General features: G+C 59.7%; 23 protein-coding genes. 9 read left to right on the forward strand and 14 right to left on the reverse strand.

The window, feature by feature from the left end; genetic code table 11:
* Positions 1–59: 59 nt before the first annotated feature.
* On the forward strand, positions 60–1,409 hold the full coding sequence (locus tag AC6CHO_RS09870; RefSeq protein WP_498214846.1) for a sensor histidine kinase: 1,350 nt from the start codon (positions 60–62) through the stop codon (positions 1,407–1,409).
* A gap of 9 nt (positions 1,410–1,418) precedes the next feature.
* Positions 1,419–2,084 (forward strand): response regulator, encoded by a 666-nt coding sequence (locus tag AC6CHO_RS09875; protein ID WP_498214847.1) that lies wholly within the window; start codon positions 1,419–1,421, stop codon positions 2,082–2,084.
* On the opposite strand, the gene AC6CHO_RS09880 is transcribed toward AC6CHO_RS09875, so the two are convergent.
* The gene (locus AC6CHO_RS09880; protein ID WP_498214848.1) at positions 2,081–2,221 is read right to left on the reverse strand and encodes a hypothetical protein; all 141 of its coding nucleotides are present in this window, start codon (positions 2,219–2,221) and stop codon (positions 2,081–2,083) included. The genes AC6CHO_RS09875 and AC6CHO_RS09880 overlap by 4 nt on opposite strands.
* 101 nt (positions 2,222–2,322) lie before the next feature.
* Between AC6CHO_RS09880 and AC6CHO_RS09885 the strand changes: the two genes are divergently transcribed.
* The 4 genes from AC6CHO_RS09885 to AC6CHO_RS09900 all read left to right on the forward strand — a co-directional run bounded on the left by AC6CHO_RS09885 (position 2,323) and on the right by AC6CHO_RS09900 (position 5,399).
* On the forward strand, positions 2,323–3,456 hold the full coding sequence (locus tag AC6CHO_RS09885; RefSeq protein ID WP_498214849.1) for an LLM class flavin-dependent oxidoreductase: 1,134 nt from the start codon (positions 2,323–2,325) through the stop codon (positions 3,454–3,456).
* On the forward strand, positions 3,440–3,898 hold the full coding sequence (locus AC6CHO_RS09890; protein ID WP_498214850.1) for a MarR family winged helix-turn-helix transcriptional regulator: 459 nt from the start codon (positions 3,440–3,442) through the stop codon (positions 3,896–3,898). Before AC6CHO_RS09885 ends, AC6CHO_RS09890 begins: the two co-directional genes overlap by 17 nt.
* 118 nt (positions 3,899–4,016) lie before the next feature.
* Positions 4,017–4,709: a hypothetical protein gene (locus tag AC6CHO_RS09895; RefSeq protein ID WP_498214851.1), complete on the forward strand. Its 693-nt coding sequence runs from the start codon at positions 4,017–4,019 to the stop codon at positions 4,707–4,709.
* A gap of 96 nt (positions 4,710–4,805) precedes the next feature.
* Entirely contained in the window at positions 4,806–5,399 is a 594-nt protein-coding gene (locus tag AC6CHO_RS09900) for a dihydrofolate reductase family protein (protein ID WP_498214852.1), read from the forward strand.
* Between the two features lie 11 nt (positions 5,400–5,410).
* On the opposite strand, the gene AC6CHO_RS09905 is transcribed toward AC6CHO_RS09900, so the two are convergent.
* From AC6CHO_RS09905 to AC6CHO_RS09915, 3 genes are all read right to left on the reverse strand, one after another.
* Positions 5,411–5,887 carry an SRPBCC domain-containing protein gene (locus AC6CHO_RS09905; protein ID WP_060701367.1) on the reverse strand — a complete coding sequence of 159 codons (477 nt, stop codon included), beginning with the start codon at positions 5,885–5,887 and terminating at the stop codon, positions 5,411–5,413.
* A 67-nt stretch (positions 5,888–5,954) separates the two neighbouring features.
* Positions 5,955–6,464 (reverse strand): GNAT family N-acetyltransferase, encoded by a 510-nt coding sequence (locus AC6CHO_RS09910; protein ID WP_195181749.1) that lies wholly within the window; start codon positions 6,462–6,464, stop codon positions 5,955–5,957.
* 375 nt (positions 6,465–6,839) lie between these two features.
* Complete coding sequence (locus tag AC6CHO_RS09915) at positions 6,840–6,983, reverse strand: hypothetical protein (protein WP_444664357.1); 144 nt, start codon at positions 6,981–6,983, stop codon at positions 6,840–6,842.
* Between AC6CHO_RS09915 and AC6CHO_RS09920 the strand changes: the two genes are divergently transcribed.
* Positions 6,982–8,358: a D-alanyl-D-alanine carboxypeptidase family protein gene (locus tag AC6CHO_RS09920; protein WP_498214853.1), complete on the forward strand. Its 1,377-nt coding sequence runs from the start codon at positions 6,982–6,984 to the stop codon at positions 8,356–8,358. The two genes, AC6CHO_RS09915 and AC6CHO_RS09920, sit on opposite strands and share 2 nt — an antisense overlap.
* A gap of 110 nt (positions 8,359–8,468) precedes the next feature.
* Here AC6CHO_RS09920 and AC6CHO_RS09925 read toward each other — a convergent pair whose 3' ends face one another.
* The 4 genes from AC6CHO_RS09925 to AC6CHO_RS09940 all read right to left on the reverse strand — a co-directional run bounded on the left by AC6CHO_RS09925 (position 8,469) and on the right by AC6CHO_RS09940 (position 13,878).
* Positions 8,469–9,875 (reverse strand): SH3 domain-containing protein, encoded by a 1,407-nt coding sequence (locus AC6CHO_RS09925; RefSeq protein ID WP_498214854.1) that lies wholly within the window; start codon positions 9,873–9,875, stop codon positions 8,469–8,471.
* A gap of 447 nt (positions 9,876–10,322) precedes the next feature.
* Positions 10,323–11,801: an MFS transporter gene (locus tag AC6CHO_RS09930; RefSeq protein WP_498214855.1), complete on the reverse strand. Its 1,479-nt coding sequence runs from the start codon at positions 11,799–11,801 to the stop codon at positions 10,323–10,325.
* A 200-nt stretch (positions 11,802–12,001) separates the two neighbouring features.
* A complete protein-coding gene (locus AC6CHO_RS09935) occupies positions 12,002–12,820 on the reverse strand; it encodes an IclR family transcriptional regulator (protein WP_498214856.1) in 819 nt (272 codons plus the stop codon).
* Complete coding sequence (locus AC6CHO_RS09940; protein ID WP_498214857.1) at positions 12,820–13,878, reverse strand: D-2-hydroxyacid dehydrogenase; 1,059 nt, start codon at positions 13,876–13,878, stop codon at positions 12,820–12,822. Before AC6CHO_RS09940 ends, AC6CHO_RS09935 begins: the two co-directional genes overlap by 1 nt.
* Positions 13,879–14,002: 124 nt before the next feature.
* Here AC6CHO_RS09940 and AC6CHO_RS09945 point away from each other — a divergent pair, with 124 nt between their 5' ends.
* Positions 14,003–14,947 carry an NAD(P)-dependent oxidoreductase gene (locus AC6CHO_RS09945; RefSeq protein ID WP_498214858.1) on the forward strand — a complete coding sequence of 315 codons (945 nt, stop codon included), beginning with the start codon at positions 14,003–14,005 and terminating at the stop codon, positions 14,945–14,947.
* Here the strand turns inward: AC6CHO_RS09945 and AC6CHO_RS09950 are convergent.
* The 5 genes from AC6CHO_RS09950 to AC6CHO_RS09970 are packed head-to-tail and all read right to left on the reverse strand — an operon-like array spanning position 14,944 to position 20,607.
* Entirely contained in the window at positions 14,944–16,092 is a 1,149-nt protein-coding gene (locus tag AC6CHO_RS09950) for a cysteine desulfurase family protein (RefSeq protein ID WP_498214859.1), read from the reverse strand. The two genes, AC6CHO_RS09945 and AC6CHO_RS09950, sit on opposite strands and share 4 nt — an antisense overlap.
* The gene (gene nadC, locus AC6CHO_RS09955) at positions 16,089–16,955 is read right to left on the reverse strand and encodes a carboxylating nicotinate-nucleotide diphosphorylase (protein WP_498214860.1); all 867 of its coding nucleotides are present in this window, start codon (positions 16,953–16,955) and stop codon (positions 16,089–16,091) included. The genes AC6CHO_RS09950 and nadC overlap by 4 nt, the downstream gene beginning before the upstream one ends.
* Entirely contained in the window at positions 16,952–18,559 is a 1,608-nt protein-coding gene (locus AC6CHO_RS09960; protein ID WP_498214861.1) for an L-aspartate oxidase, read from the reverse strand. The genes nadC and AC6CHO_RS09960 overlap by 4 nt, the downstream gene beginning before the upstream one ends.
* The gene (gene nadA, locus AC6CHO_RS09965; RefSeq protein WP_498214862.1) at positions 18,556–19,836 is read right to left on the reverse strand and encodes a quinolinate synthase NadA; all 1,281 of its coding nucleotides are present in this window, start codon (positions 19,834–19,836) and stop codon (positions 18,556–18,558) included. The genes AC6CHO_RS09960 and nadA overlap by 4 nt, the downstream gene beginning before the upstream one ends.
* 45 nt (positions 19,837–19,881) lie before the next feature.
* A complete protein-coding gene (locus AC6CHO_RS09970) occupies positions 19,882–20,607 on the reverse strand; it encodes an NUDIX hydrolase (protein ID WP_060701357.1) in 726 nt (241 codons plus the stop codon).
* A gap of 117 nt (positions 20,608–20,724) precedes the next feature.
* On the opposite strand from AC6CHO_RS09970, the gene AC6CHO_RS09975 reads away from it, so the two are divergent.
* A complete protein-coding gene (locus tag AC6CHO_RS09975; protein ID WP_498214863.1) occupies positions 20,725–21,474 on the forward strand; it encodes an alpha/beta fold hydrolase in 750 nt (249 codons plus the stop codon).
* A 170-nt stretch (positions 21,475–21,644) separates the two neighbouring features.
* On the opposite strand, the gene AC6CHO_RS09980 is transcribed toward AC6CHO_RS09975, so the two are convergent.
* Positions 21,645–22,784: a reverse transcriptase family protein gene (locus AC6CHO_RS09980; RefSeq protein ID WP_498214864.1), complete on the reverse strand. Its 1,140-nt coding sequence runs from the start codon at positions 22,782–22,784 to the stop codon at positions 21,645–21,647.
* Positions 22,785–22,916 lie beyond the last annotated feature (132 nt).

The raw sequence follows: 22,916 nt of genomic DNA on the forward strand, positions 1-22,916 counted from the left end.
CGGGCTCCCCCGACTTTGGTCGGTGTCAGCTTCTACCGGTCTTGCGTAGCATGATCATCATGGCTATCCACTGGAAGCAGGTCCTGCTGCTCATCGTTCTCGCGCTGAGCGCGTACCTGCTTCCGCTGTCTGCCAGCGGAGCGTGGCTGTTCCTGGCCCCGCTAGCCGCCGTCGGCAGCTTTTTTGCGGGGCGCCGCGTGGACTCGGTGGTCCATGGCATCATTGCCTTGGCGGCCGGAGCGCTCGCTGCGGGGATTACGCTGATTTTTTCCACTCATGTCAGCGTGCTGACCTTTGCCTTGAATCTCTCGACCGGGGTGGTCTTGTTCGTCCTATTGCCCTGGTGGGCAGGACGGGCCAGGCGCAATGCGTTGTCCTTCCGGGCCCAGGAACGCCACCATGCAGTGATCCAGGCCGGGCTTCGCGAAAGAGCGCGCATTGCCGAGGCGATGCATGACCAATTGGGGCATGACATGGCGCTGTTGGCGCTGTCTACCGGTGGGCTGCAGATGGCCCTGGACAGGGAGTCGGAGGCTTTCCATTTCGCCGTGCGCATCCGCGCCCAGGCTGATCAGGCCGTTGAGCACCTGCGCGAGATTATTGAAGTCCTTCATGATCCGACTCAGAATGCATCGTTGAGCCCCCAGGAGCAATCCTTGGAAAGGCTGATATCGCAGGCACGCAGTCGGGGCATGCAGATCAACTACCAGGTGGCAGGTCCTGACCCCGCAACCCCGCCCGGCTCCCCTTCCGGTGTTGTCCTGCATCAGGTGCTGCAGGAGACGCTGACCAATGCGGCGAAATACGCGCCGCAGCACATGGTGGACGTGGAGCTTGATAGCAGTGCGGATCCTATGACCTTGCGGATCAGCAATCCGCTGGACGGTTCCCCGCCCCCGGCGCGGGCCGGGGCCACGGGTCTGCGCACCCTGCGCGCGGCATTAGCCTTGCATGGCGGATCCTTGCGCGTGAACCGTTCCGATGATTCCTTTGAAGTAGTGGCCACGATCGGCCGGATCCAGCCGGATTCCGGATTGCCGCCTAAGCCGGGTTCCGGCAAAGCCTCTTCACGATGGCTGCTGGTTCTGGTGCCCGTCCTTACGGTTGCGGCCATGGTGCTGGGCTTGTACTTTTTGCAGTTGGCGACCTTCCGGGCCACGGCGTTGAGCCCGGCTGATTTCCAGCAGCTCGCGATGGGGATGACCCGGGAGGAAGTCGCTGAGCATGTCCAGGCCAAGGGTCTGGAGCAGCCGCTTCCGGTTATCGATGAATCCCGGCTACCAGCCAGCGGCCAGTGCCGGTACTACGCTGCGCGCACCGGGGTGTTGGATCTGGGCAGCGAGATGTTCCGGCTCTGCTTCTCGAATGATGTCCTGTTATCCGCCGACCACCTCTACCCCGCGTCATAGGATCAATACATGGGCACAGAACATCCGGTAGGACTACTGCTTGTTGACGATGATCCGCTGATCCGCGCAGGGCTTGGGACAATCCTCGCCAGCGACCCGGGGATCAAGATCCTGGGCGAAGCAGAGAATGGGATCCGCGCTATCGAATTGGCTGCTCGGCTTCGCCCCCAGGTGACCATGATGGATATTCGCATGCCTCAGCTTGATGGGCTCGGTGCAATGGAGCGCATCCTGGCCGGGGACGCGGAGGCCAAGGTGCTGATCCTGACAACTTTTGGCGAGGAAGAGTATATCGATCGCGCCATGGCCGGCGGTGCCGCCGGGTTCATGCTCAAGAGTTCCAGCCCCGAGGAGTTGATTGGGGCCGTCCATTCGGTAGCCGATGGCGCAGCGGCGCTCTCCCCGCGCATTGCCAAGCGCCTGGTCGACAAGGTTCGCAGCCTGGATCATGGGCGGCGCACCGTGGCAACGTCGCTGATTGCACAGCTCACGCCGCGTGAACGTGATGTTTTGTCGCTTGTCGGGGCCGGAGATTCGAATGCGGAAATCGCCAAAGAGCTGGTGCTGACTCCTGCCACGGTCAAGGGGCATATGACCTCGATCATGCTCAAGCTCGGTGTGCGCAACCGCGTTGAAGCGGCATTGATCGCGTATCAGGGAGGCATGGTCAACTAGCGATCCCGGCCGCTGCTGACCGCTGCCGCCATGCGCTGTCCCCTGCAGCCCCCTTGGCCTTCAGCCATCCATGCCGTTGTCATGGTGGCTGGAACCTTTTGCGCGGCGGCGGCGATGTGCCCTATCGCACTACCCATCTCCGGGAATATTTGACGCATCAACTTGTTATTACATGCATACGCATATAAATTGAACTTAGGCGTACACCGCAACAATTCAACAACAAGCAGGAGTGGACATGCAGTTCGGAGTATTTTCAGTCAGCGATATCACCCGCGACCCCACCACCGGCCGCATCCCCACCGAAAAAGAACGCATTGACGCATCGGTGGCCATTGCCAAGAAGGTAGAAGAAATCGGCATGGATGTCTATGCCATCGGCGAGCACCACAACCGCCCGTTTTTCTCCTCCTCCCCAACCACCACGCTGGCCTATATAGCCGCGCAAACCGAGCGCATCATCCTCTCCACGGCCACCACGCTGATCACCACCAATGACCCAGTCAAAATTGCCGAAGACTTCGCCATGTTGCAGCACCTGTCTGGCGGGCGCGTAGATCTGGTGCTCGGCCGCGGCAACACCGGCCCGGTCTACCCGTGGTTCGGCAAGAACATGCAGGACTCGGTGAACCTGACCGTTGAGAACTACAACCTGCTGCGCCGCCTGTGGGATGAAGATGTCGTGAACTGGGAGGGCAAGTTCCGCACTCCCCTGCAGAACTTCACCTCGACGCCTCGCCCCTTGGATGAGGTGGCTCCCTTCGTGTGGCACGGTTCCATCCGCACCCCGCAAGTAGCCGAGATCGCGGCCTACTACGGCGACGGGTTCTTTGCCAACAACATCTTCTGGCCGAAGGAGCACTACCAGCAGCTGATCAACCTCTACCGTGAACGCTACGAGCACTACGGCCATGGCAAGGCCCACCAGGCCGTCGTCGGACTGGGGGGACAGTTCTACATGGCCAAGGACTCTCAGCAGGCGGTCAAGGAATTCCGCCCGTACTTCGATAATGCCCCGGTCTACGGACATGGTCCTTCCTTGGAGGATTTCACAGCCCAGACGCCACTGACCGTTGGGTCGCCACAGCAGGTGCTGGAAAAGACCCTGACCTTCCAGGAATACTTCGGCAGCTATCAGCGCCAGCTCTTCCTCGTTGACCACGCCGGCCTGCCATTGAAGACGGTGCTGAACCAGCTCGACATGTTTGGCGAATACGTGCTGCCCGAACTGCGCAAGGAAATGGAGTCCCGGGAACCAGCCGACCTGACCCCGGCCCCGACGCATGAAGGCCTGGTCGCCGCGCACCGGGCTAAACTGGAAGCTGACGTAGCAGACACCGAGGAGCCAGTAGCAAGTGACCGGGACCAATAAAGCCGTAGCCTCCTTGAAGGTCACCACCGATGCCTGGGAGTCCCTCTTCCGGGCGCAGGTGGCGGTCATGCGCCAGATCGCCGCCATGCCGGAGTTCGGCAAGCTGTCCATGCGCGAATACGACGTGCTGTTCAACTTGCGCACCTGTCCGGGCGGCAAGAGCCGCATGGTTGAGCTGAACAAGCAGCTGCTCATTTCCCAACCCAGCTTGAGCCGCATGGTCGTGCGGCTGGAAGACCAAGGCCTGGTCGTGCGCGAACCAGACCCGGTGGACCATCGGGCGACCCGGCTTTCGCTGACAGACAAGGGGCTGAAACTGCAGCAAGAAATCGGCCGCGAGCATGTGAAGCATCTGCACGAACTGTTGGGCACGGCATTATCCGAAGAAGAATTCCTCGAATTGAACCGCTTGAGCAGCAAATTGCATCGCGCAGTTCAATAATCCCCGGGAGATCGCCCGGCAGGATTGGGTGCAGCACCCTCCCTGCCGGGTATTCTTGCACCATGGGAGCAGGCACACGCGTTGCTTGAAAGTTCAGTTCAAAACAGAAGGAAGATCAGTGTTGAAGGACGAGCAGCTGCTGAGCCTCGACGTAGCAGCCAGCCAATTCGGCGTCGAAACCAAAGATCTCCGAAGCTACCTGAGAAAGCATCGCCCCAAAGGCGCGGTCCAAATCCCCAATAAGCCCGGCGGCAATTGGCATCTGCACCCAAGCCTGTTGCAGCAACTGCGATTTGCCGGGGCACCCGGTATGGACGCACCGCTGCTCCCCATCGATGATGCCACCCTCGATGCGCTGGAATGGTCCGAGTGGATCGCCTTCGAACAGTCCGCCGAACAAGCGCCAGTTCTGCCCGGAGTCTATGTCGTCCGGGAACGCGGCCAAGAGCAGAATCCCCCGCTGTACATCGGGCAAGCCGGCGAGCGAAATGGCAAGGGCCTGCGTGGACGCCTGAAGGTCTACTCCAGCGGCAAAGGCGCCACCTCGGGCCTTGGAAAATATGCCATGAATTTGGCGCTGGCCGATTCAGCATGGCTGGCCCAATTCGTCCTCGAGGCCGAAGCCGGTCGCCCCGAAAGCGTAGAGCGCATGGCGCGTCGAGCCATCGACCGGTTGAATCTGGAAGTACGGTGGGTGCCGTGCGTTCACCGCAAAGCGGCCATGCTTTTAGAGGCTGCACTCATCAAGAAGCACTCCTCAACATTGTGGAATGGCTCCAGCGACAATGAACAGGACAGCTCCGAAAAATAATCATCGCCCAATACTGCTTGCATCTGCGCTGGGACCGGTTCACTGTAGGAATATCTACAGAACCAGTACTGCGGTTGATGATTTGAGGAGTAGGCGATGGGGCCAGTTACTTGCGATGTGACAGTATCTTCTGATGGATTTTGCGCAGGACCCCATCAGAGCATGCAGTTCCCGCTCGGCGAGGGCGCAGAAGAACTGCATCGCTGGCAATTCGAGCGCACCGAAGAAAATGCCGAGGAAATCGCGGCAATCACCGAAGCCGCCGCATTCATCATGGGCAGCCACATGTTCGGCCCGCCTCCTGGCATTCATTCAACGGACTGGACCGGCTGGTGGGGAGATAACCCGCCATACCATGCACCGGTTTTTGTGCTCAGCACCCACCCGCGGCCGCTGATTCGCCTCGACGGCGGGACCAGCTTCCAGTTCGTCACCGAGGGAATCCACGAAGCGCTCTCCGAAGCACAAGAAGCCGCCGGCGAACAGCCAGTGGCCATCGCCGGTGGCGCCAACACCATCGTGCAGTTCCTGAACGCGGGCCTCATCGACGAGCTGCGGCTTCATATTGCGCCCATCAAGTTGGGGCGAGGCGAAGCCATCACCGTAGAAAATATCGAAACCCATATGGACCGGTACTCGCGTCGCGAAACAACGCTGGCCACTCACGTGTACTACCGGCGTCGGCGCTAGGGCTTCGGGATTTACTTGTAGAAGCCCTCACGGAGGTTGATCCCGTGCTCCAGCCAGGCTTTCATCGCGGCCAGCATGCCGGTCCAGCCCATGCAATTGCCAAAGGCCGCCTTGGCGCCGGCGGGGTTGGCCTGCCACGAGCTTTCGGTGATCTCCACTTTGGTTCTGGTGCTGTCATCCACCGAGGTGAATTCGAACGTCACCGTGGTCATCTGGTCTTCAGCAGTGGCATGCTCTGCGCCCCACTGCACGACGATCCTGCGGGGAAATTCGGTGTCGACCACCTTCACCGGGAACGCGCCGGGGAAATCGTGGAAGTCCCATGAGACTGTTGTTCCGGCTTCCAGCCGACCTTCCGCTCCACCGGTCGTGAAGTAGCTCGACAGTTGCGCGGGATCTGCGACGGCCTCATAAACCTGGGTCACCGCCCTGGAAATGAATCCCGAAACGGTAAATGACAGTTGTTCTAGCTCTTCATCTGATGACATATTCCATATCTACGCCTGATGCCATATCCAGACAATAGCTGCAGAGCTTTTCCCACCGATTACTTAGTCAAACACCGAATGGCTTGGCGTATTGGAAGCCGCCTTGAGGCAGTTTTGATTCGTTGAATACGCGCACCATGAAGTGCTCGCCCCAGCTGCTATCGCTCGGGGCAATCCCGCGGGCTTCAGCCGGTTCGTACCCGAATCGACGATAATACCCAGGGGCGCCCAACAGGACGATACCGCTCAAGGATTCCGCCTCGGCCCGGTCATGAATGCTTTGCATCAAGATCGAGCCCACACCACGATGTTGATACTCCGGGGCAACAGCCAGCGGGCCAAGCCCCAGCAGGGGTTCACCGTTGATGATGCCCCAAGTGGCAATGACGTGGCCAATGACCACTGAATCGTCAAGGGCAACCAGGGAGAAGCGCGAGTCATATTCTTCGCAGTCGAACAGATTCTGAAGCAATCCGACTTCCTCGGGCTCAACCATTGGGTCGATTCCAGCAAAGGCAGCATGCGTTACTGCATACACCGCTGCACGGTCATCAAAGACTTCAGGACGGATATGCATGATCGCAAACCTACCAAACCTCGCCGACCGAGGAAAATTCAGCCGGCGTTTTGATCGATTCTTAACACGCACGACGCGAGAAGGTTTTAAGACCAATGCCAACAGGTTACTAGCGCTGACAAATTGTTCACTCGGGGTTCACTTTTGGGCTTGAAATTCAACGTGGACCCAGCGAGAAGGGACATGGCTTCTATTCGTTGATCACTTGCGCACGATTCAAAGCCATCTCTAAGGCGATCGCGTTACCTCAGGTGAGGAATGATTCTGAGGACAGTCACCACTCGCCAGCAGGGCAATCATCAACCGCCAACCCATGGCACCGTGCTCAATGCCAACAAGCGCAGGTGTTGGGCATTTTGGTTAGTCCGTTCATCATCAACCAATTGCAGAAACCTTGTAACGGCCGGCAAATGGTGGTGGAATAAAGTTCGCATCGCTCATCACCAGCAGTGGAGAACCAATGAAACCGTCGCGTGCCGCCAAGTTCACATTGTCCGCAACCGTATCAGCAGCGCTCATGGCCGCTTTATTGCCGCTATCCCCCGCAACAGCTGCTCCGGTGGCGCCCGCCCCAGCGGAAGTTGCTGCGCAGTCGGTCACGGTGGATTCCGTCGTGCAGATTGCTTCGAAGAAGATCCAACGCGATCCAGGCAAAACGGATGTCTTCGTTAATAGGAACTACCCGTTGAGCCCGAAAAAATATGCTCCGAAAACCGTGGCCGTCAAGGGCACCAACGTTCGGCTCAAATCCTCGGCAGCCTCCGCATACTCCAAGATGGTCAAAGCTGCGGCCAAGGATGGCGTGCGCATTCGAGCCGTCAGCGGCTATCGTTCCTACGCCCGCCAGGCTGAGTTGTACAACTACTACACCCGCATCTACGGCCAGAGCTACGCATCCAAAATCTCGGCAATTCCCGGAACCAGCGAGCACCAAACCGGGCTGGCCATCGACGTTGGCAACCACAACCGCGAATGCGGCCTGCAGGCTTGCTTCGCCAATACTCCTGTGGGCAAGTGGGTCGCCAAAAATGGACACAAGTACGGCTTCATCCTCCGTTATCCCAAGGGACAAAAATCAGTCACCGGCTACTCCTACGAGCCATGGCATTTCCGCTACCTTGGCACCACGCTGGCCAAGAGCTACAAGAACTCGGGCGCAAAAACTCTCGAGGCCTACTACGGCGTCGCCGGCAACGGGACCAAGAACAATTCGGACAAGAAGTCCAAGGGCACCGCAAAAACCACCGCGAACCTGAACATGCGCTCCGGTGCGGGAACGAACAATCGGATTCTGCTCACCATCCCTCGCGGCAATATCATTCAGCTGACCGGCTCCAAGAAATCGGGTTGGTACCAGGCGCGGTACAGCTCCAAGACCGGATGGGTATCCGGAACCTACCTGCGCGACGTATCGATGCCTTCCACTACGAAGAAAAAGGAAAGCTCCAAGGACAACAAGCCCAAGAGCACGCAATCCAAGTCCGCCCAGACCACTGCGAATCTGAACATGCGCACCGGAGTTGGCACGGGGAACCGGGTCATCTTGACGATTCCTCGCGGCAAGCAGGTGACCATCACCGGATCCAAGAAATCCGATTGGTACCCAATAGAGTACGCGGGCAAGTCAGGATGGGTTTCGGGCCAATACCTGAGTGGATTCTCCGACTCGGCGCCAAAGTCGAAGAGCCAGAAGCAGAAGTCCAGCTCGAAGACCGCCTCCAAGAAGACCATCGCCAATTTGAATATGCGCACCGGCGCAGGAACAAATCATCGCGTGGTGCTCACCATCCCCAAGGGCAAAAAGGTGGCTTTGACCGGCACCCAGAAGCCGGGCTGGTACAAGGTCAAGTACTCGTCCAAGACGGGCTGGGTTTCGGGAAAATACCTGCGTTAAACCAGCTATAGGACTACGACTGTGCCCCCTTAGCATTATTGGCGAGGGGGCACTTTCGCGGTTGGCTCGCGAACGGTTTTCTGGTCATGGCCTGTTGGCCAGAACCAGTATCAGTAATTCAGCGCTCTGTAATTCAATGCTCCGCCGGTGGCCGATTCACCATGAGTTTCCACGTGGATGTGGTCCATGTGCTTGGTGGTGTCCGTCCAGTTATTGGTGAATTGAGTGCCGTACTTGCCAGAGGTGGAGTAAGGTTCCCAGCCCTTTTTGGCAGACAACCAGATCTTGTCCTGCCAAATCAGGTAGCTGATCCCCAACTGCTGGCGATTATCCAAGAGGAACCGGGCAATGCGGTCGCCAGCTTGAATGCCGGACGCACTCTTGTAATTAGCCATTACCACGTCCACGGCTCTTCCGGAACTATGTCCGGACGAGCCTGGACGAATCGTGCCCAGCGTAGTGAAGTCGCCGGCGAAAAGCCGGCGAACCGTATTCATGACCAGCTGGGTATCGCTGCGCACGGATTGCAGCTCCGAAGAGGTGAGGTATTTTGAGCTGATGTAGCCACTACCGATCCGGCTGGAGACCTTGGACCATCCGTTCGAGGAAGAGCGAACGGTGACCTTCTCGCCCGCCTGGACGACGCCAAGTACCCGGTACCCGGTGCCCGCACCGGATCGCAGGTTTACGCCCACGGACGCGTATGCCACTGTGGAGGAAGTGCCTTCTGGCTGTGGCTTCTGGCTCGCTGGGGACTTGCCAAGATAGGCCTTGCTGACCCATCCGGTTCCCTTGGATGAGGATATCTGGGCCCAGTTGCCCGAGTAGCGATAAATCTTGATCTTTTCGCCCGCGGGAATCACGCCCACGGAGCGGTAGGTGGTTCCCGCCCCGGTTCGAAGGTGCAGGCTGGCCGTCGTGTATCCCGTGGTAATTGACGATTCAGGGCTAGGCTTCGGTGGGTTAGAGGAGCTGGCCGCGGGCTTAAGGTAGCCAAGGCTGGACCAACCGGTCCCCTTGGAGGATCGAACCTTGGCCCACCCTCCTGAAGTTTGCAGGACGGTAACGCGTTCGCCCTTGGGGATGATCCCCACCGTGCGATACCCGGTTCCCGCTCCGGTACGCAGGTTCAGGTTCGCAGTGGTGTAGCGAAGGGTGCCGGTGCTTGAATTTGACGATGAAGCGACGGCTTCCAAGTATGAATTGGATGACCAGCCGGTCTTGCCAGCGTATTTGACCTTGCTCCACTTGCCACTGGTCGCCAAGACTGTGAGTTTGGTGCCCTTGGGAATAACAGCCAAGGTGGCCGAAGCAGTCGTCGCCTTGGCACGCATGCGAAGGTCCGCGGTAGTGCGCTTGGTACTAGTGGACTTCGCCGCGGCAACGTTCAGTTTGCTTGTAGGCAATGACTTGGGAACGTCAGCATTCGCAGCGGTAGCCACGCTAGCTTGAACGCCTGTTCCGATGCTCATGGTTAGGGCCAGCGCCACAGCGGCGGTGCGTCCAGGAATCCTCATTAGGTCCTTCTTTTCGTGAATCGGGGTTGACTCTTTGCGCATTGCGCGCGTGTTGCAGCGTTCCCCGGGCCAGAGTGATGCGAGTTGACTTGGTATTGGCCTCAGCCACGAGACTGCGCCGGTATCGTGCCCCAAATGGGTCTACGTTCTTGTTGTAACTTTGCCATATCTCGCCCGTCCGCGCACCTGCAATGAGCCAAATCAGCGCCTGATTCTGAGGTTGATGAACAGGATTGCATTCTGCTTGCTACTTTTCAGTAGTCTAAATCCGGCTGAATCAGCTGAGCAGAGGCCACGATCCGGATGGCCTTCGCGGACAAGGATTCTGCGTGTGCACTTCCGAGCTCCTGGGCTGAGCCACCGGGACGTCGAGTCAACGCAAAAACTCCGGGCAACCGAGTTGCCCGGAGTTCCTACGTTATTTCTGACGCTTTTCGGTACCGTGGACTAGTGCTCGTCAGCGGTAATCGAGTCTCGGTCCACAGTGAAAGAAGTGCGCGCGGATACGGCAGAAGCTCCTGTTCCCTGGCTCCCATTGAGCCACACGTCATCGCCGGCCTCGACCGATGAAATCTTGACGGCGTCATCGGTACGGGTCAGATCCCTGCGCAGGGTTTCAGGAACGAGGAAGGTAGAAGCCACCGTAATCGAAGCCAATACCGTCATGTATAGTCCCAGCACCAGCCAGTTGCCATCAGTGATGGCAATCAGGTAGGCACCAAGCACGCCGGCCAGGCCGCCAGCCAGGACGGCCGAAAGTTCGCGAGCCATGGCCACGCCAAGGTAGCGGTGGCGGCTGCCGAACAGTTCTGGAAGCATGGCGCACTGTGGGCCAAGCATCGTAGCAACGGCGAAGCCAATACCAATCGCGATCACTGCGATAGCCAGGACGTGGCTGCCCAAGGTCAGTGCCCACCATGCCGGCAAGGAGTACACCAGCATGAAGACTGCGCCCGCACGGTAGATGATGCGGCGGCCGAAACGATCGGAAAGTGCGCCAGCCAATGGAACGGTGAACACACCGATCAGCGAACCAATGGTGACACCCCAGGTTAGCAATCCCTTGTCGGCTTCTGGACCGACAACGGTGACGAAGAAGCTCAAGGCCAGCCCCTGGAACATGTAGGAACCGCCGTTTTCGGCCATGCGCAGACCGATTCCCACCAGCACACCCGGGAAGCCGGTGCGGAAGAGCTCACGCAGCGGGTGCTCTGATACCTGTTCCCGCTTTTCCATCTCAACAAAGGTTGGGGTTTCTTCCAGCTTTGAACGGATGAGCACGGCCAGGATGATCAGCGCAAAGGATGCCAAGAACGGAACTCGCCAGCCCCAGCTCATCAGCGCTTCCTCGGGAAGCATGGTCAGCAATGAGAAGACAACGCCTGCCAGCAGGGTTCCGGCCTGAATACCGATAAATGGCAGTGCCGAGAAGAATCCGCGGCGTGCAGCTGGCGAGTATTCCGCCATCAAGACCGTGGCACCTGCCTGTTCCGCACCAGCGCCAAAGCCCTGGAGCAGACGAAGCAGGACAAGCAGGACAGGCGCCCAGATGCCTGCCGTTTCATAGGTCGGAAGCACGCCGATAAGTGTCGATGCTCCGCCCATGAGCATGATGGTGATGATCAGGACAATTTTTCGCCCCAGCCGGTCGCCAAGCATTCCGAAGAACAATCCGCCGAAAGGACGAGCGACAAAGCCGACGCCGAAGGTCGCGAATGCTGCAACCGTGGCCATGGCCGGGTCCCCCTGGGGGAAGAACAGCACATTGAAAATCAGAGCGGTGGCGAGGCCATAAAGAGCAAAGTCGAAATACTCCAATGCGCTACCGATGCTGGAGGCTAGAGTCGCCCGCTGCAGGTTCTTGGCGTAGTGCGCATCGAGCGCTGCCCCACCGGAGCCAGCGGCCCGTTCTGGTGTTGTATTCATGGAGGTCTCCTTCGACGAGTGAATCGCATCACTTCTTCCTGCATTGAAGATACCAGCATAGCGAACGGTGTACAACATAGTGGACGCTTAAATTTACGGAGAATCCCAAAACGCGAAAAAACGCCGCCCCACCGCCCGCATTAAGCGGGACGATGGGGCGGCGCCGCGAACCTCTTATCCGACGGGCTCCTAGCGGCGATTTAGTCGCGTGCCGTGCGCGCCCTCCAGGGATTTTCTAGCCGGGCAGCCACTTCGCGCAAGGCGGTGCCAATCGCGGCCACACGCACCGGGTCAGCCTGATCCGAAGGCATGGCGGTTCCCAGGGCCAGGGGAGGATCCCCAGGCGACCAGGCGGCCAGGGGCACCGCTACGCCGGTCACGCCGCTGGTTGAATGCCCTTCATCCACCGCAAATCCGCGCTCGCGCGCAACAGCAAGGCGCTGGCGCAAATCCTTTGCGGTCACTTCAAGACCATCAATGCCGCTGCGCATCGGCAGAACGCCATCCATCAGCTCCGCGAGCTGGTCATCACCCAACGACAGCAGCAGCGCATTGCCGGTGGCGCTGAAAGCCGCAGGCAGTCGGGAACCCAAAGGGGCGCCAAAGCGATAAGGAGTGCGCCCTTCATGGCGGGCCAAATACAGTGCATCAGCACCGTCGAGCATGGCAATCTGCACCAGCTCTCCACGCAAGGTCGGCGATGAGGAGATCAGTCCGAAGAATTCGCGCACCTGGTTGAACTGGAGGGAATAAGCTCCGCCGAGTTCTGCATTGCGGCGCCCCAGCCCAAAACCGTCGCCGGTGCGCCGGATCATCTCGCCATCTTCCAATGCCTGGCAGAGGTTGGCGCAGGAGGATTTGGCAATGCCCAGAGTGCGCGCAAGCTCGCTGAGCGAAAGGGCACGGCCATCGGCTTCGGCGAGCAAGCCAAGGATTCCGATGGCGCGCGTCACCGCGGGCGCGGGGTCTCGCGCACTCCGCTCCCCAGCACCATCAGTTACTTCGTTTACGCTTGTCATCAGTAGAATTCTACGGTATCCACCTTGTTGCGCAATACCTGCCCGTCAAGGAAACAGGTGGCATTGTGCGCAAAAAGCCGGGCAATTCGAGTGGTTTCCTGGTTGCTCAATGCCGCGGTATGCGGGCTAATCAAAACGTTCGGGTGATCCCACAAAACACTATTAGGCGCCAAGGGCTCCTGCGCTACTACATCCAAGGCGGCGAATCCGATGCGCCCGGCTTCCAGTGCTGGGATGAGGGCCGATTCATCCACTACTGTTCCGCGGCCGACGTTCACAAAAATCGTTCCTCGGCGGACAGCTTCAAAGACCTCGGAGCCAAGCAGCCCTTCGGTGCTCCCGGTACCTGGAAGCGTTGCGACGATGGCATCCGCCTCAGCGGCTGCGGCAGCAAGCTGCGAGGGGTCGATCAATCGATCCACGCCGGATACCGGTGTGCCGCTGCGCGAGGTGCCCCAGACGGTGGATCCGCAAGCCTTGAAGCGTTCAGCAACCGCCCTTCCGATTCCGCCCAATCCAACGACGAGAATCGTCATCTCATCAAGATGGCGCATGCGCCAGCGTTCCGAAGGCCAGTTTTTCTGCGCCTGGTCGGCTTCCAGTTTTCGAAGATTTTTCGCTCCAGCCAGCACTCCGAAGAGCGCAAACTCCGCCAGGGTCGAGCCGTGGACACCGGCGCTTGTCGTGAAGGTGACGCGGTCTAGCTCATCGGCATTCAGGCCTGCGGCCTTCACCTGGGCGCCGCCTCCGGCGGCAGTGGTATGCACCCAGAGAAGATCCGGATTCTCGCGGACGGTTTCCTGCAATAGCCCGGGATTCATATCCGGGATGCCAAAAAGCGCTTGCGAGGAGACCAGTATCTGCTGGTAGCGTTCTGCTTGCTCCGGCGTGCGGCTGAATGAGGGCTCGCCTTCCCAGTCGCCGTGCCAGCGCTGCGGCCGGTAGAGTTCGGGTTCATAAATGAAATCCAAACGCGGTTCGAGTTCCCTCATCAGCTCCAGGTCCGCAGCTGGCAGATCTACGGCAATTCCCACGCGCAGGCGTTGTGTTGTTGGCATCATCGCTTCCTTTTCTTTCCGTCGAGTGACAGCATAGCGCTATGGACAGTATATTGAACAGAGTTCGCTATATTGACCATTGCTGTCATGATGGCACTGCCACCACTCAACAAAGGAGTTGTCGATGAATTCAGCATCCCCGAATCCCCCATCCATTCTCGGCGTGATGGGATTGGGTGCCATGGGACGCCCCATGGCTCGCCTGCTGGCAGCAGCACACGGAACGGTCCGCGTGGCATCGAGCCGTCCCAGAGAATCTGTCCTGGCAGATCTGAATTCCGCATTGCCTGCCGGTGCTGGCCCCGGCAGCATTCTCTGGGCAGATGATCCTGCCCAGCTGGCCACCGAATGCAACGAAATCCTGTTGATGCTCCCGGACTTGCCGCAAATCTCCCAAGCGCTTGAAGCGCCCGACGGCATTTTGGCTGGCCTCGAGCACCGCGATCCCGCGTCCCCGCCATTGCTGCTGCTGATTGGCTCCACCTGCTCGGCGCCCGGCGTGCGGGCCCTGGCCAATGAACTGAAGGCCAGCCACGGCGAGCGCATAGCGGTCGTCGACACCCCGGTCTCCGGCGGAGAAGTTGGAGCTACGCAGGGAACCCTGTCCATCATGCTCGGTGGCACTGCGGAACTCTGCGCCCGGGCGGCGCAGGCGCTTGCGCCTTGCGGAACTCCGGTACGCCTCGGCGAGCTCGGCGCCGGGCAGGTGGCGAAGGCCTGCAACCAGCTGGTTGTGAGCGCCACGATCTTCGCCCTGGGCGAAGCATCGGTGCTGGCCGAGCGATCCGGGCTGGAACTTGGATCAATGTGGAACCTGCTGGGCCACGGCTATGCCGCCTCGCGCTTGCTCGAAAGCCGGCAGGATCGGCTGGTCAGCGGAGATGATTCGCCGTCGGGAGCGATCAAGTACATGCGCAAGGATCTGGCGGGGGCTCACGAGATCGCAGAATCCACGGGCACCAATGCCGTCCTGCTTCCGGCGTTGCGCAAGGCGATCGACGAGGTCATTGAGGCCGGGCTGGGCGACCGGGACATTTCGGTCACCAAGCGCTTCGTCTCCGGACGCTAGGCTCCGGCCACCAAGGCTTTCACGGTGGCCACCACGGCGCTGGCCACCTGGCTGATTTCGTTCTCCTTGGCGCCCCGGGTGAAGGACAAGCGGACCGCGGTGTGCGCGAGCTGCTCGTCGTAGCCCATGGCGGTGAGCACTGGCGAGGGGTCGGTGCTCCCCGCGGAGCAGGCCGAGCCTGATGAGCACAGCACTCCGCGGCGTTCCAGTTCAATGAGCACTGTTTCCCCTGCGGTGCGGGGGAAGACTAAGGAAACAATGCCGCCGATGCGTTGCTCGCGGTGGCCGGTGAGCTGGACCAATCCCGGGGCTACCGCCTCCAGCTCCTTGGTGATCCTGCCGATCAGATAGCTTCCGTAGCTGTCTCCGGCCCCTTGCTGGCGCTGCTCGGCGCAGAGCTGGAGCGCCCGGGCAATGCCAACGGACGCGGCCGGATTTTCGGTGCCAGAACGCTGGCCGCCTTGCTGCCCGCCGCCGTGCAGCAGCGGGACGACCTCGCACCGGTTGCTGATGTAAAGTGCGCCGCTGCCTTTCAGCGCACCGATTTTATGCCCCGACAGGCTTAGCGCATCCACGTGCGAGGCCAGCTGAGCCAGGTCCAGCCAGCCGGCGGCCTGCACCGCATCGGTGTGCATGAGCGCCCCGGCATCATGCGCCAGTTGGGCCAGTTCCCTGATGGGCTGGATGGTGCCAACTTCATTGTTCACCGACATCACCGATACCAGGGCGACCTGGTCGTCAATCAGGTCTTTGGCGGCGCGCACATCGACAATGCCATGTTCGTCGACAGGGATCAGCTTGTGCGTGAAGCCATGGATTGCGGCCAGATAGGCGCAGGCTTCCATCACCGCAGGATGTTCAATGGCGCTGCTGAGGACCACTTTGCCCCGGGGGTTGGCCAGGGCACCACCGATCACAGCGGTGTTATCCCCTTCCGTTCCGCCAGAGGTGAAGTAGATTTCGCTTTCGCCAACACCCAGCTGGCCGGCCACCTGGGCCCGGGCCCAGTCATTGGCCCGTTTGGCTTGATGTCCCAGCTCATGCAGCGACGCGGGATTCCCGAAGTTGCTGGTGAGCAGCGGCGTGATCAGGTCGAGAACTTCCTGGCGGGGCGGGGCGGTGGAAGCCGCGTCCATGTAGATCATGCAATAACCATATCCAAGCCCAGGTCGATAGCCCGCACCGAATGGGTGATGGCGCCACTGGAAATGATGTCCACGCCGGTTTCGGCAATGGCTCCTGCGGTGCTGGCGCTGACGGTGCCGCTGGCTTCGATGATTGCCTGCCCGCCGATCAGCTCGATGGCGGCCGGAATATCTGCCAGGTCGAAGTTGTCCAGCATGATGATATCCACCTTGGCCGCAAGGACCGCGGGGATCTGCTCGATCCGGTCAACTTCAACTTCCATTGCGGTGGTGTGCCCCAGCCGGGCGCGGACTGCCTTCAAGGCCGCGGTGAGCTCTTTGCCTTCCCCGAGCAAGGCCAGGTGGTTGTCCTTGGCCATGAAGGCTTCGGAGAGGTTGTCCCGGTGGTTCACTCCTCCGCCGCAACGCACCGCATAGCGCTCCAGGACCCGCAGTCCCGGAGTGGTCTTGCGGGTATCGGCAATCCGGGCATTGGTATGCGACACGAGGTCAACCAGCTCGCGGGTTGCGGTGGCGATGGCGCTCATGCGCTGCAGCAGGTTCAGTGCCACGCGCTCGGCGCTCAGCACCGATGCTGCTGGGCCTTCGACCTTGAGCAGCTCATCTCCCGCCGCGAACTTTTCGCCGTCAGCGACCAACTGGGTGACTTCGATGTCCTGATTCAGCGTTGCCATGGCCCGGGCAAAGACCAGGCCGCCGGAGAGGACTCCCGGTTCCCGGGCGCTGACCACAGCCGTGGCGCGGGCATCCACCGGCACGATGGTGTCTGCGGTCAGGTCCCCGCGGGGATGGTCCTCGGCAAAGGCCATCGCCAGGATGCGGTCGATGGCGGCGACAGGCACCGGATGGATTGGCTGGTTCACGCGTGCACTTCCTTGATTTCAAGCTGGTGGATCATCGGCTGCGCGGTATCGAGCACCCAGCCGTAGCGAACGGTGTTCCCGGTATTGTCCTGGCTGGCCGCGTCCACCCGGTGGTGGGCACCCAGGGACTGGGTTCGTTGTTTCGCCGCATAGGCGATCATCCGTGCGCAGGTGTAGAGGTTGTCCAGTTCAACGAGCGCGCGCTGGTCCTGGGCTACCGGCGCACCGGCATCGAGCACCCTGATCAGCTGTTCCGCTCCTTCGCCGGTGCGGTGAACGCCCAGATGCTCGCTGGCCAGGGATTGGAGCTGCGGCAATTCCAGGGGAGCCTGGGCCTGTACTGCGGGCAGCTGGCCCACCACGAGTTCGCCGATGCCGCAGGCGCGCCCTGGCGCATCGGATCCCATGGCGTTCACGGCATTGCGGGCGAAGACCATGGCCTCCAGCAACGAATTGCTGGCCAGCCGGTTGGCGCCATGCACCGTGGTGTTCGCGCATTCGCCGGCGGCATAGAGCCCCGGGATGCTGGTGCGCCCGCGGGTATCGGTGTGGATCCCGCCCATGGCATAGTGCTGGGCGGCCACCACGGGGATCGGGGCCAGGGCCATGTCCAGCCCGGAGGCCTTCAACCGTGCAGTGATTGACGGGAAGCGGCGGGCCAGGAACCCTGCGCCCTTGAGGGATTCCACCTCGCGGGCATCGATGAAGACCTGGTGGCCTGCCTGGTACTGGGCGTGGATTGCCCGGGCGACAACATCCCGGGGTGCAAGATCCGCCCGTTCGTCCAGCTCGAGCATGAACCGCTGGCCCAGCTCGTTGACCAGCACCGCTCCTTCACCGCGCACAGCCTCGCTGATCATCCCGGCCTGCGGGTGCAGCTGCGGGTCAACCAGGGTCGGGTGGAACTGGATGAATTCCAGGTCGCTGATCACGGCCCCGGCGCGGGCGGCCAGTCCGATGCCGTCGGCGGTGGCTCCCTGCGGGTTGGTGCTCGCGGCATACAGCGAGCCCAGTCCGCCGGTGGCCAGGAGCACCGCGTCGGCATCCAGCTTCAGGGAACGATCCCCTTGAAGATAATGCACGGTTCGCCGGTGGGCACCGGCGATGTCCAGATCCACCACCAGCGCGTTTTCGATGACGTCGATCTGCCCTCGGTGCTCGGCCGAGCGCACCGCCGCGGTCAGGGCGGCCACCAGTCCGGCACCGGTAGCGTCTCCTCCGGCATGCAGGATGCGGTGGGCGCTGTGCGCCGCTTCGAGGCCCAGCTGGTAGTTCCCCGAGGCGTCCTTGTCGAACTGCACCGCGTGCCCTTCGAGCGTGTTCACCAGGCCTGCTGCCGAAGCGCAGAGTTCCTGGACTGCTTCTGCCCCGCCGTGCCAGGCTCCGGCACGCAGTGTGTCGGCGACATGGCTGGCCACGGCGTCCCCTGCGGCTTCGCCTTGCGCGGTCACTGCGGACAAGCCGCCTTGGGCGCAGGAGCTATTGCCGTCACCCAGCTGCTGCTTGGTGAGCAGGATGGCCGGCAGGCCGAGGCGCGCCGCCTCCAGGGCTGCGCATAATCCAGCGACGCCTGAGCCGATAATTGCCAGCGTTCTAGGGCTCATGGCTTGGCTGCCAGCATGCGCTCCAGGGCAATTTTCGCGTCGCCCTGCTGCTCGGCAGGCACGGTGATCTGGTTGACCACCCGCCCGGCGACCAGTTCCTCGAGCACCCAGGCGAGGTATCCGGGGTGGATGCGGTACATGGTGGAGCAGGGGCAGATCACCGGGTCCAGGCAGAAAATGGTGTGCTGCGGGTACTGGGCTGCCAGCCGGTTGACCATGTTGATCTCGGTGCCAATGGCGAAGACCGTGGGCTCAGCGGCAGCGGCAATGGCCTTCTGGATGTAGTCGGTGGAGCCGGCCGCGTCCGCGGCATCAACCACCTCCATGGGGCATTCAGGGTGCACGATCACCTTGACGCCGGGGAATTCCTCGCGGGCCTTGGTGATTTGCGCCGGGGTGAAGCGCTTGTGGACAGAGCAAAATCCATGCCACAAGATCACCTTGGCATCCTGCATGGTCTGCGGATCGTTTCCGCCCAGTTCCTTGCGCGGAGTCCACATGGGCATCTGTTCCAGCGGTACGCCCATGGCCTTGGCGGTGTTGCGCCCCAGGTGCTGGTCGGGGAAGAACAGCACCCGACGCCCGCGCTCAAAAGCCCATTCCAAGACGGTGGCTGCATTCGATGAGGTGCAGACCAATCCCCCGTTGCGGCCGACAAAGGCCTTGAGCTCTGCCGAGCAGTTCATGTAGGTCACCGGGATCACCGGCATGCGGCCGTCGTCTTCTTCATCCGCGTACAGCGCGGTGAGCTCATCCCAGCAAGCCTGGACGCTGGGGCCGTCCGCCATATCAGCCATCGAGCAGCCGGCGGCGAGGTTGGGCAGGATCACCGACTGGTCGTCTCGGCTGAGGATATCGGCGGTTTCGGCCATGAAGTGCACACCGCAAAAGACGATGGCTTCGGCTTTGTCGCGGGTCAAGGCGGCATTGGCCAGCTGGAAGGAATCGCCCACGAAGTCCGCGTACTTCACCACTTCATCGCGCTGATAGAAGTGCCCAAGGATCACTGCCTTGTCGCCGAGGGTTTCCTTGGCTGCCAGGATGCGGGCGTCAAGCTCGGCATCGCCTGCCTTCAAGTACTCTTCCGGGATGGAACCTTGCACCGGGTAGCCCGCAGGAACGTCGTCTTCCTGGGAGGCGCCCGGGCCGTATCCTGCCGGGGTATCCCATGGGTTGGCGGCGAGGTCCGTGGAGCAGGTGGAGCCTGGGGCCAAGAGGTTCAGCCGGGTGATGTTCTGTGCGACAGATTCGTTGCTGCCGGTGAGTTGGGTGCTCATGGGTTGTCCATTTCATGCGAATAAGGGTGAAGCCGGTGGAAAGTTCTAGGCTTGCGCTGGGTCGACTTCCAGCGGGTCGGGGCCATGGCCTGCGTAGCGATAAAGGCGAGGCGGGCGGTGCTGCCCGCCGGCAAGGTATTCATCGGTGGCCTCGATGGTGGCGGTATTTTTCAGCGTGCGCCGGAAATTCGCCGGGTCCAGCCTCCTGCCCAGGATGGCTTCATAGACGCCACGCAGGGCGGCCAGGGTAAATCGCTCCCCCAAGAGCCGATGCGCGATTTGCCCGTATTCAGTTTTATTGCGCAACCGCCACAGCGCGTAGTCGACAATCTTGCGGTGATCGAAGGCCAGCTGGGCAATGCCCGGATCATCGATATCGAACCAGGCCACGTTCTCGTCCTGGACCGTCGCCCCGACCTGATCCGCATTGAGCAATGCGAAGTACGCGATAGTCACCAGTCGATGGGTGGGAGATCTGTCGATATCCCCGAAGGTGTAGAGCTGCTCAAGGTAGCTCGGCCGCAGGCCGGTGGTCTCGGCCAGATTCCGCCCGGCTGCCTGGCCCAGGGATTCGCGGGCATCGACCGGCCCTCCGGGCAGTGCCCACAATCCTGCGTGCGGTTGGCGAATTCGGCGCACCAGCGGCAGGCAGAGCTTGTCCGGGCCTCCGTCTTGCCCTTCCCTGATGCCCAGGATGACCGTCGAGACAGCCAGGGCGGGTGGGAGGTTGCGGCGTTCGTTGACGTTCGCCCATCCCGGTGCCGATGACATGTTCTTTCTGCCTCAATTCCACTGCGCCGATTATCGTTAGAGTCATTGTGACATTAAGTCGTTGGCGACACTAACCCCGGTCCTGGAACCAAGTGGCGATGGCCTATGATCTAAGGCATGACACTGGATCTTAATCTTCGAGTGATACGCGCAAACGCTGAGGTGAGTGGCCCATCCGCGCTGTTCATCCACGGCTTCGCCTCATCCGGCGAATTGAATTGGGAGCGTTCTCGATGGCTGAAATATTTCACTGATGCCGGACGCAACGTACTGCTCGTGGATCTCCCGGGACATGGCAACGACCCCCGGCGCAATGTGGGAAGCTGGGCGCCAAGCCAGATTCGCCAGGCCCTGGCCGCCATCGTCATGGAATTGGATGAAGGACCCGTGGACGTCATCGGCTATTCGCTGGGATCCCGCCTCGCCTGGGAGTTCGCGGCGTTCAACCCCGACCTGGTGGAGCACCTTGTAATAGGCGGCCCCGGTGCCGCAGACCCATTGGCCGCGTTCGAGCTGACCCAGGCCAAGGCCAACGTCGCCACCGGCGAGCCGATCAACGATGACTACACCGCCACCATCATGAAGATCGCTGCCGCGGAGCCGAGCAATGAGCTGGCGGCCCTGTTTGACCTGATCGAAGCGATCAAGACTGAACCCTACGATCCCGCGGCGAAAGTCCCTTCCGCGCCAACGCTTTTGGTAGCTGGCGACCAGGACGATCTGGCGACTACGATGCCGCGGTTGCGACGCCTGCTCAAGGATGCAGGCACCCCCAACGAGGTGCTGTGGCTGGCAGGACGCAATCATGCCAACGCGGTGACGAGCCGCGAATTCAAGGAGAAGGCCCTTATATTTCTAACTCGGTAAACCAGCGGCAAACAATTATAATTAGAATAAATTCTATTGAACTCTGAAATCGGATCCACTAGAAAAATTCATCACCTTTACACCTCACCATTGATACGCGAATATAGCGTCCTCGAGAGCTGAAAGGGCCGGCAAATTTCGTACCAAAAGGCATGACCACGACATAGAAATCAGAAACTAAAACGGTATTTCTTCATTATCGAGTGATAAGTATCGCGAATCTCGTCAGCGAGATATGCGTCGTTACCAGATATATAGATGAAATGACCTTCTATAGTTGCCAGTACAGATTCTTCCAGGGTACCTGGATGAAGATCAACGAAAGAATCTAGTCCATATTTATCAACTGCGCGCAGTAGGCATTTAACCCGTGAACGATATTTAGCATTGACTCTAATTATTCCCTTGTCGATCGAGAACCCAAGCATGGAAAACGAACTAGGGTTTCTTTGAATCCTTGTCTTGGAATCGTTCAAAAAGAAATTCCTTTTCCGAAGCGAATCTCTGATAGACGAAAGAATGTATTCAATCTTCTCTTCATCCAATAGATTCGGAAACGATATCTGAAGATCGTCTGCATATCTCGTATAAACCCCACCAAAAGGCCTGATTATGTCCGCTATGGTGTCATCAAAATCGGTTAATAATAAATTTGCGACCATTCCGCTCGTTGAGGCACCTTGCGGCAAACATCCCATTTGATAAAGATACGGACCGTCGATCTTTGGTCGTCTAGGATTTAATTTCTTAAGATTCATTCCGCGAGTCGTCAAACTCGCTAGCTGAAGTGACAACAACTTGGGGTACCCGAAAGATTTGAACAGTTTTTGAACTTGAAAACTGTTACAACTATTAAAGAAATCCTTTATGTCTAGAGAAATTAGCATGGCAGCGCCAACATGCTGTTCAACAGCTTTCCTAGTATTCATGCCTCGTGAGTAAGCGTACGAATATTGTGATGCCTTCGACGGCAACGCTATGCGGAGAATCCGACTCTGGACCATTTTCAAAAGACTACTGGGCTCAGATATTATTCGTGGTGGCTTATTTTTGGATCGTCTGTGAATTTCGAATGTTTTGTAATTCGTATCCACGGATGTTGTCAGTGTATCTAAAAGATAGGAAGGGATATCACAATGCATCGCAAGATGCGCCAAGGTATAAAGCGGCACAACATTAGATGATCGGCATTTTCTATTAATCTCACTTATACGATGATGCAAATTAACAATCTGCTCATCCGAGATCCATTGTTCATTCCGACTTTTAAGACCCTCGAGGTACAGATGAGGTGGCAATCCGCCTGCCATTGAACTCCTATCGGCGGCCAGATCTTTTTGATCTTGCTAGCGGTGATAGTGATATTAACTTCGAGGTGTTGCATCGTGGACGGGCCGCCGAACTAAATTTCGGACAACTAACAACGTTGATGCTAGGTAGAA

This window comes from Glutamicibacter sp. GQ173, assembly GCF_059759215.1.

Excerpts from the sequence above, each read along its gene's own strand:
- AC6CHO_RS09870 (WP_498214846.1), top strand. The coding sequence starts at position 60 with ATGGCTATCCACTGGAAGCAGGTCCTGCTGCTCATCGTTCTCGCGCTG.
- AC6CHO_RS09875 (WP_498214847.1), top strand. The coding sequence starts at position 1,419 with ATGGGCACAGAACATCCGGTAGGACTACTGCTTGTTGACGATGATCCG.
- AC6CHO_RS09880 (WP_498214848.1), bottom strand. The coding sequence starts at position 2,221 with ATGGGTAGTGCGATAGGGCACATCGCCGCCGCCGCGCAAAAGGTTCCA.
- AC6CHO_RS09885 (WP_498214849.1), top strand. The coding sequence starts at position 2,323 with ATGCAGTTCGGAGTATTTTCAGTCAGCGATATCACCCGCGACCCCACC.
- AC6CHO_RS09900 (WP_498214852.1), top strand. The coding sequence starts at position 4,806 with ATGGGGCCAGTTACTTGCGATGTGACAGTATCTTCTGATGGATTTTGC.
- AC6CHO_RS09905 (WP_060701367.1), bottom strand. The coding sequence starts at position 5,887 with ATGTCATCAGATGAAGAGCTAGAACAACTGTCATTTACCGTTTCGGGA.
- AC6CHO_RS09910 (WP_195181749.1), bottom strand. The coding sequence starts at position 6,464 with ATGCATATCCGTCCTGAAGTCTTTGATGACCGTGCAGCGGTGTATGCA.
- AC6CHO_RS09920 (WP_498214853.1), top strand. The coding sequence starts at position 6,982 with ATGGCCGCTTTATTGCCGCTATCCCCCGCAACAGCTGCTCCGGTGGCG.
- AC6CHO_RS09915 (WP_444664357.1), bottom strand. The coding sequence starts at position 6,983 with ATGAGCGCTGCTGATACGGTTGCGGACAATGTGAACTTGGCGGCACGC.
- AC6CHO_RS09925 (WP_498214854.1), bottom strand. The coding sequence starts at position 9,875 with ATGAGGATTCCTGGACGCACCGCCGCTGTGGCGCTGGCCCTAACCATG.
- AC6CHO_RS09930 (WP_498214855.1), bottom strand. The coding sequence starts at position 11,801 with ATGAATACAACACCAGAACGGGCCGCTGGCTCCGGTGGGGCAGCGCTC.
- AC6CHO_RS09935 (WP_498214856.1), bottom strand. The coding sequence starts at position 12,820 with ATGACAAGCGTAAACGAAGTAACTGATGGTGCTGGGGAGCGGAGTGCG.
- AC6CHO_RS09940 (WP_498214857.1), bottom strand. The coding sequence starts at position 13,878 with ATGCCAACAACACAACGCCTGCGCGTGGGAATTGCCGTAGATCTGCCA.
- AC6CHO_RS09945 (WP_498214858.1), top strand. The coding sequence starts at position 14,003 with ATGAATTCAGCATCCCCGAATCCCCCATCCATTCTCGGCGTGATGGGA.
- AC6CHO_RS09950 (WP_498214859.1), bottom strand. The coding sequence starts at position 16,092 with ATGATCTACATGGACGCGGCTTCCACCGCCCCGCCCCGCCAGGAAGTT.
- AC6CHO_RS09960 (WP_498214861.1), bottom strand. The coding sequence starts at position 18,559 with ATGAGCCCTAGAACGCTGGCAATTATCGGCTCAGGCGTCGCTGGATTA.
- nadA (WP_498214862.1), bottom strand. The coding sequence starts at position 19,836 with ATGAGCACCCAACTCACCGGCAGCAACGAATCTGTCGCACAGAACATC.
- AC6CHO_RS09970 (WP_060701357.1), bottom strand. The coding sequence starts at position 20,607 with ATGTCATCGGCACCGGGATGGGCGAACGTCAACGAACGCCGCAACCTC.
- AC6CHO_RS09975 (WP_498214863.1), top strand. The coding sequence starts at position 20,725 with ATGACACTGGATCTTAATCTTCGAGTGATACGCGCAAACGCTGAGGTG.
- AC6CHO_RS09980 (WP_498214864.1), bottom strand. The coding sequence starts at position 22,784 with ATGGCAGGCGGATTGCCACCTCATCTGTACCTCGAGGGTCTTAAAAGT.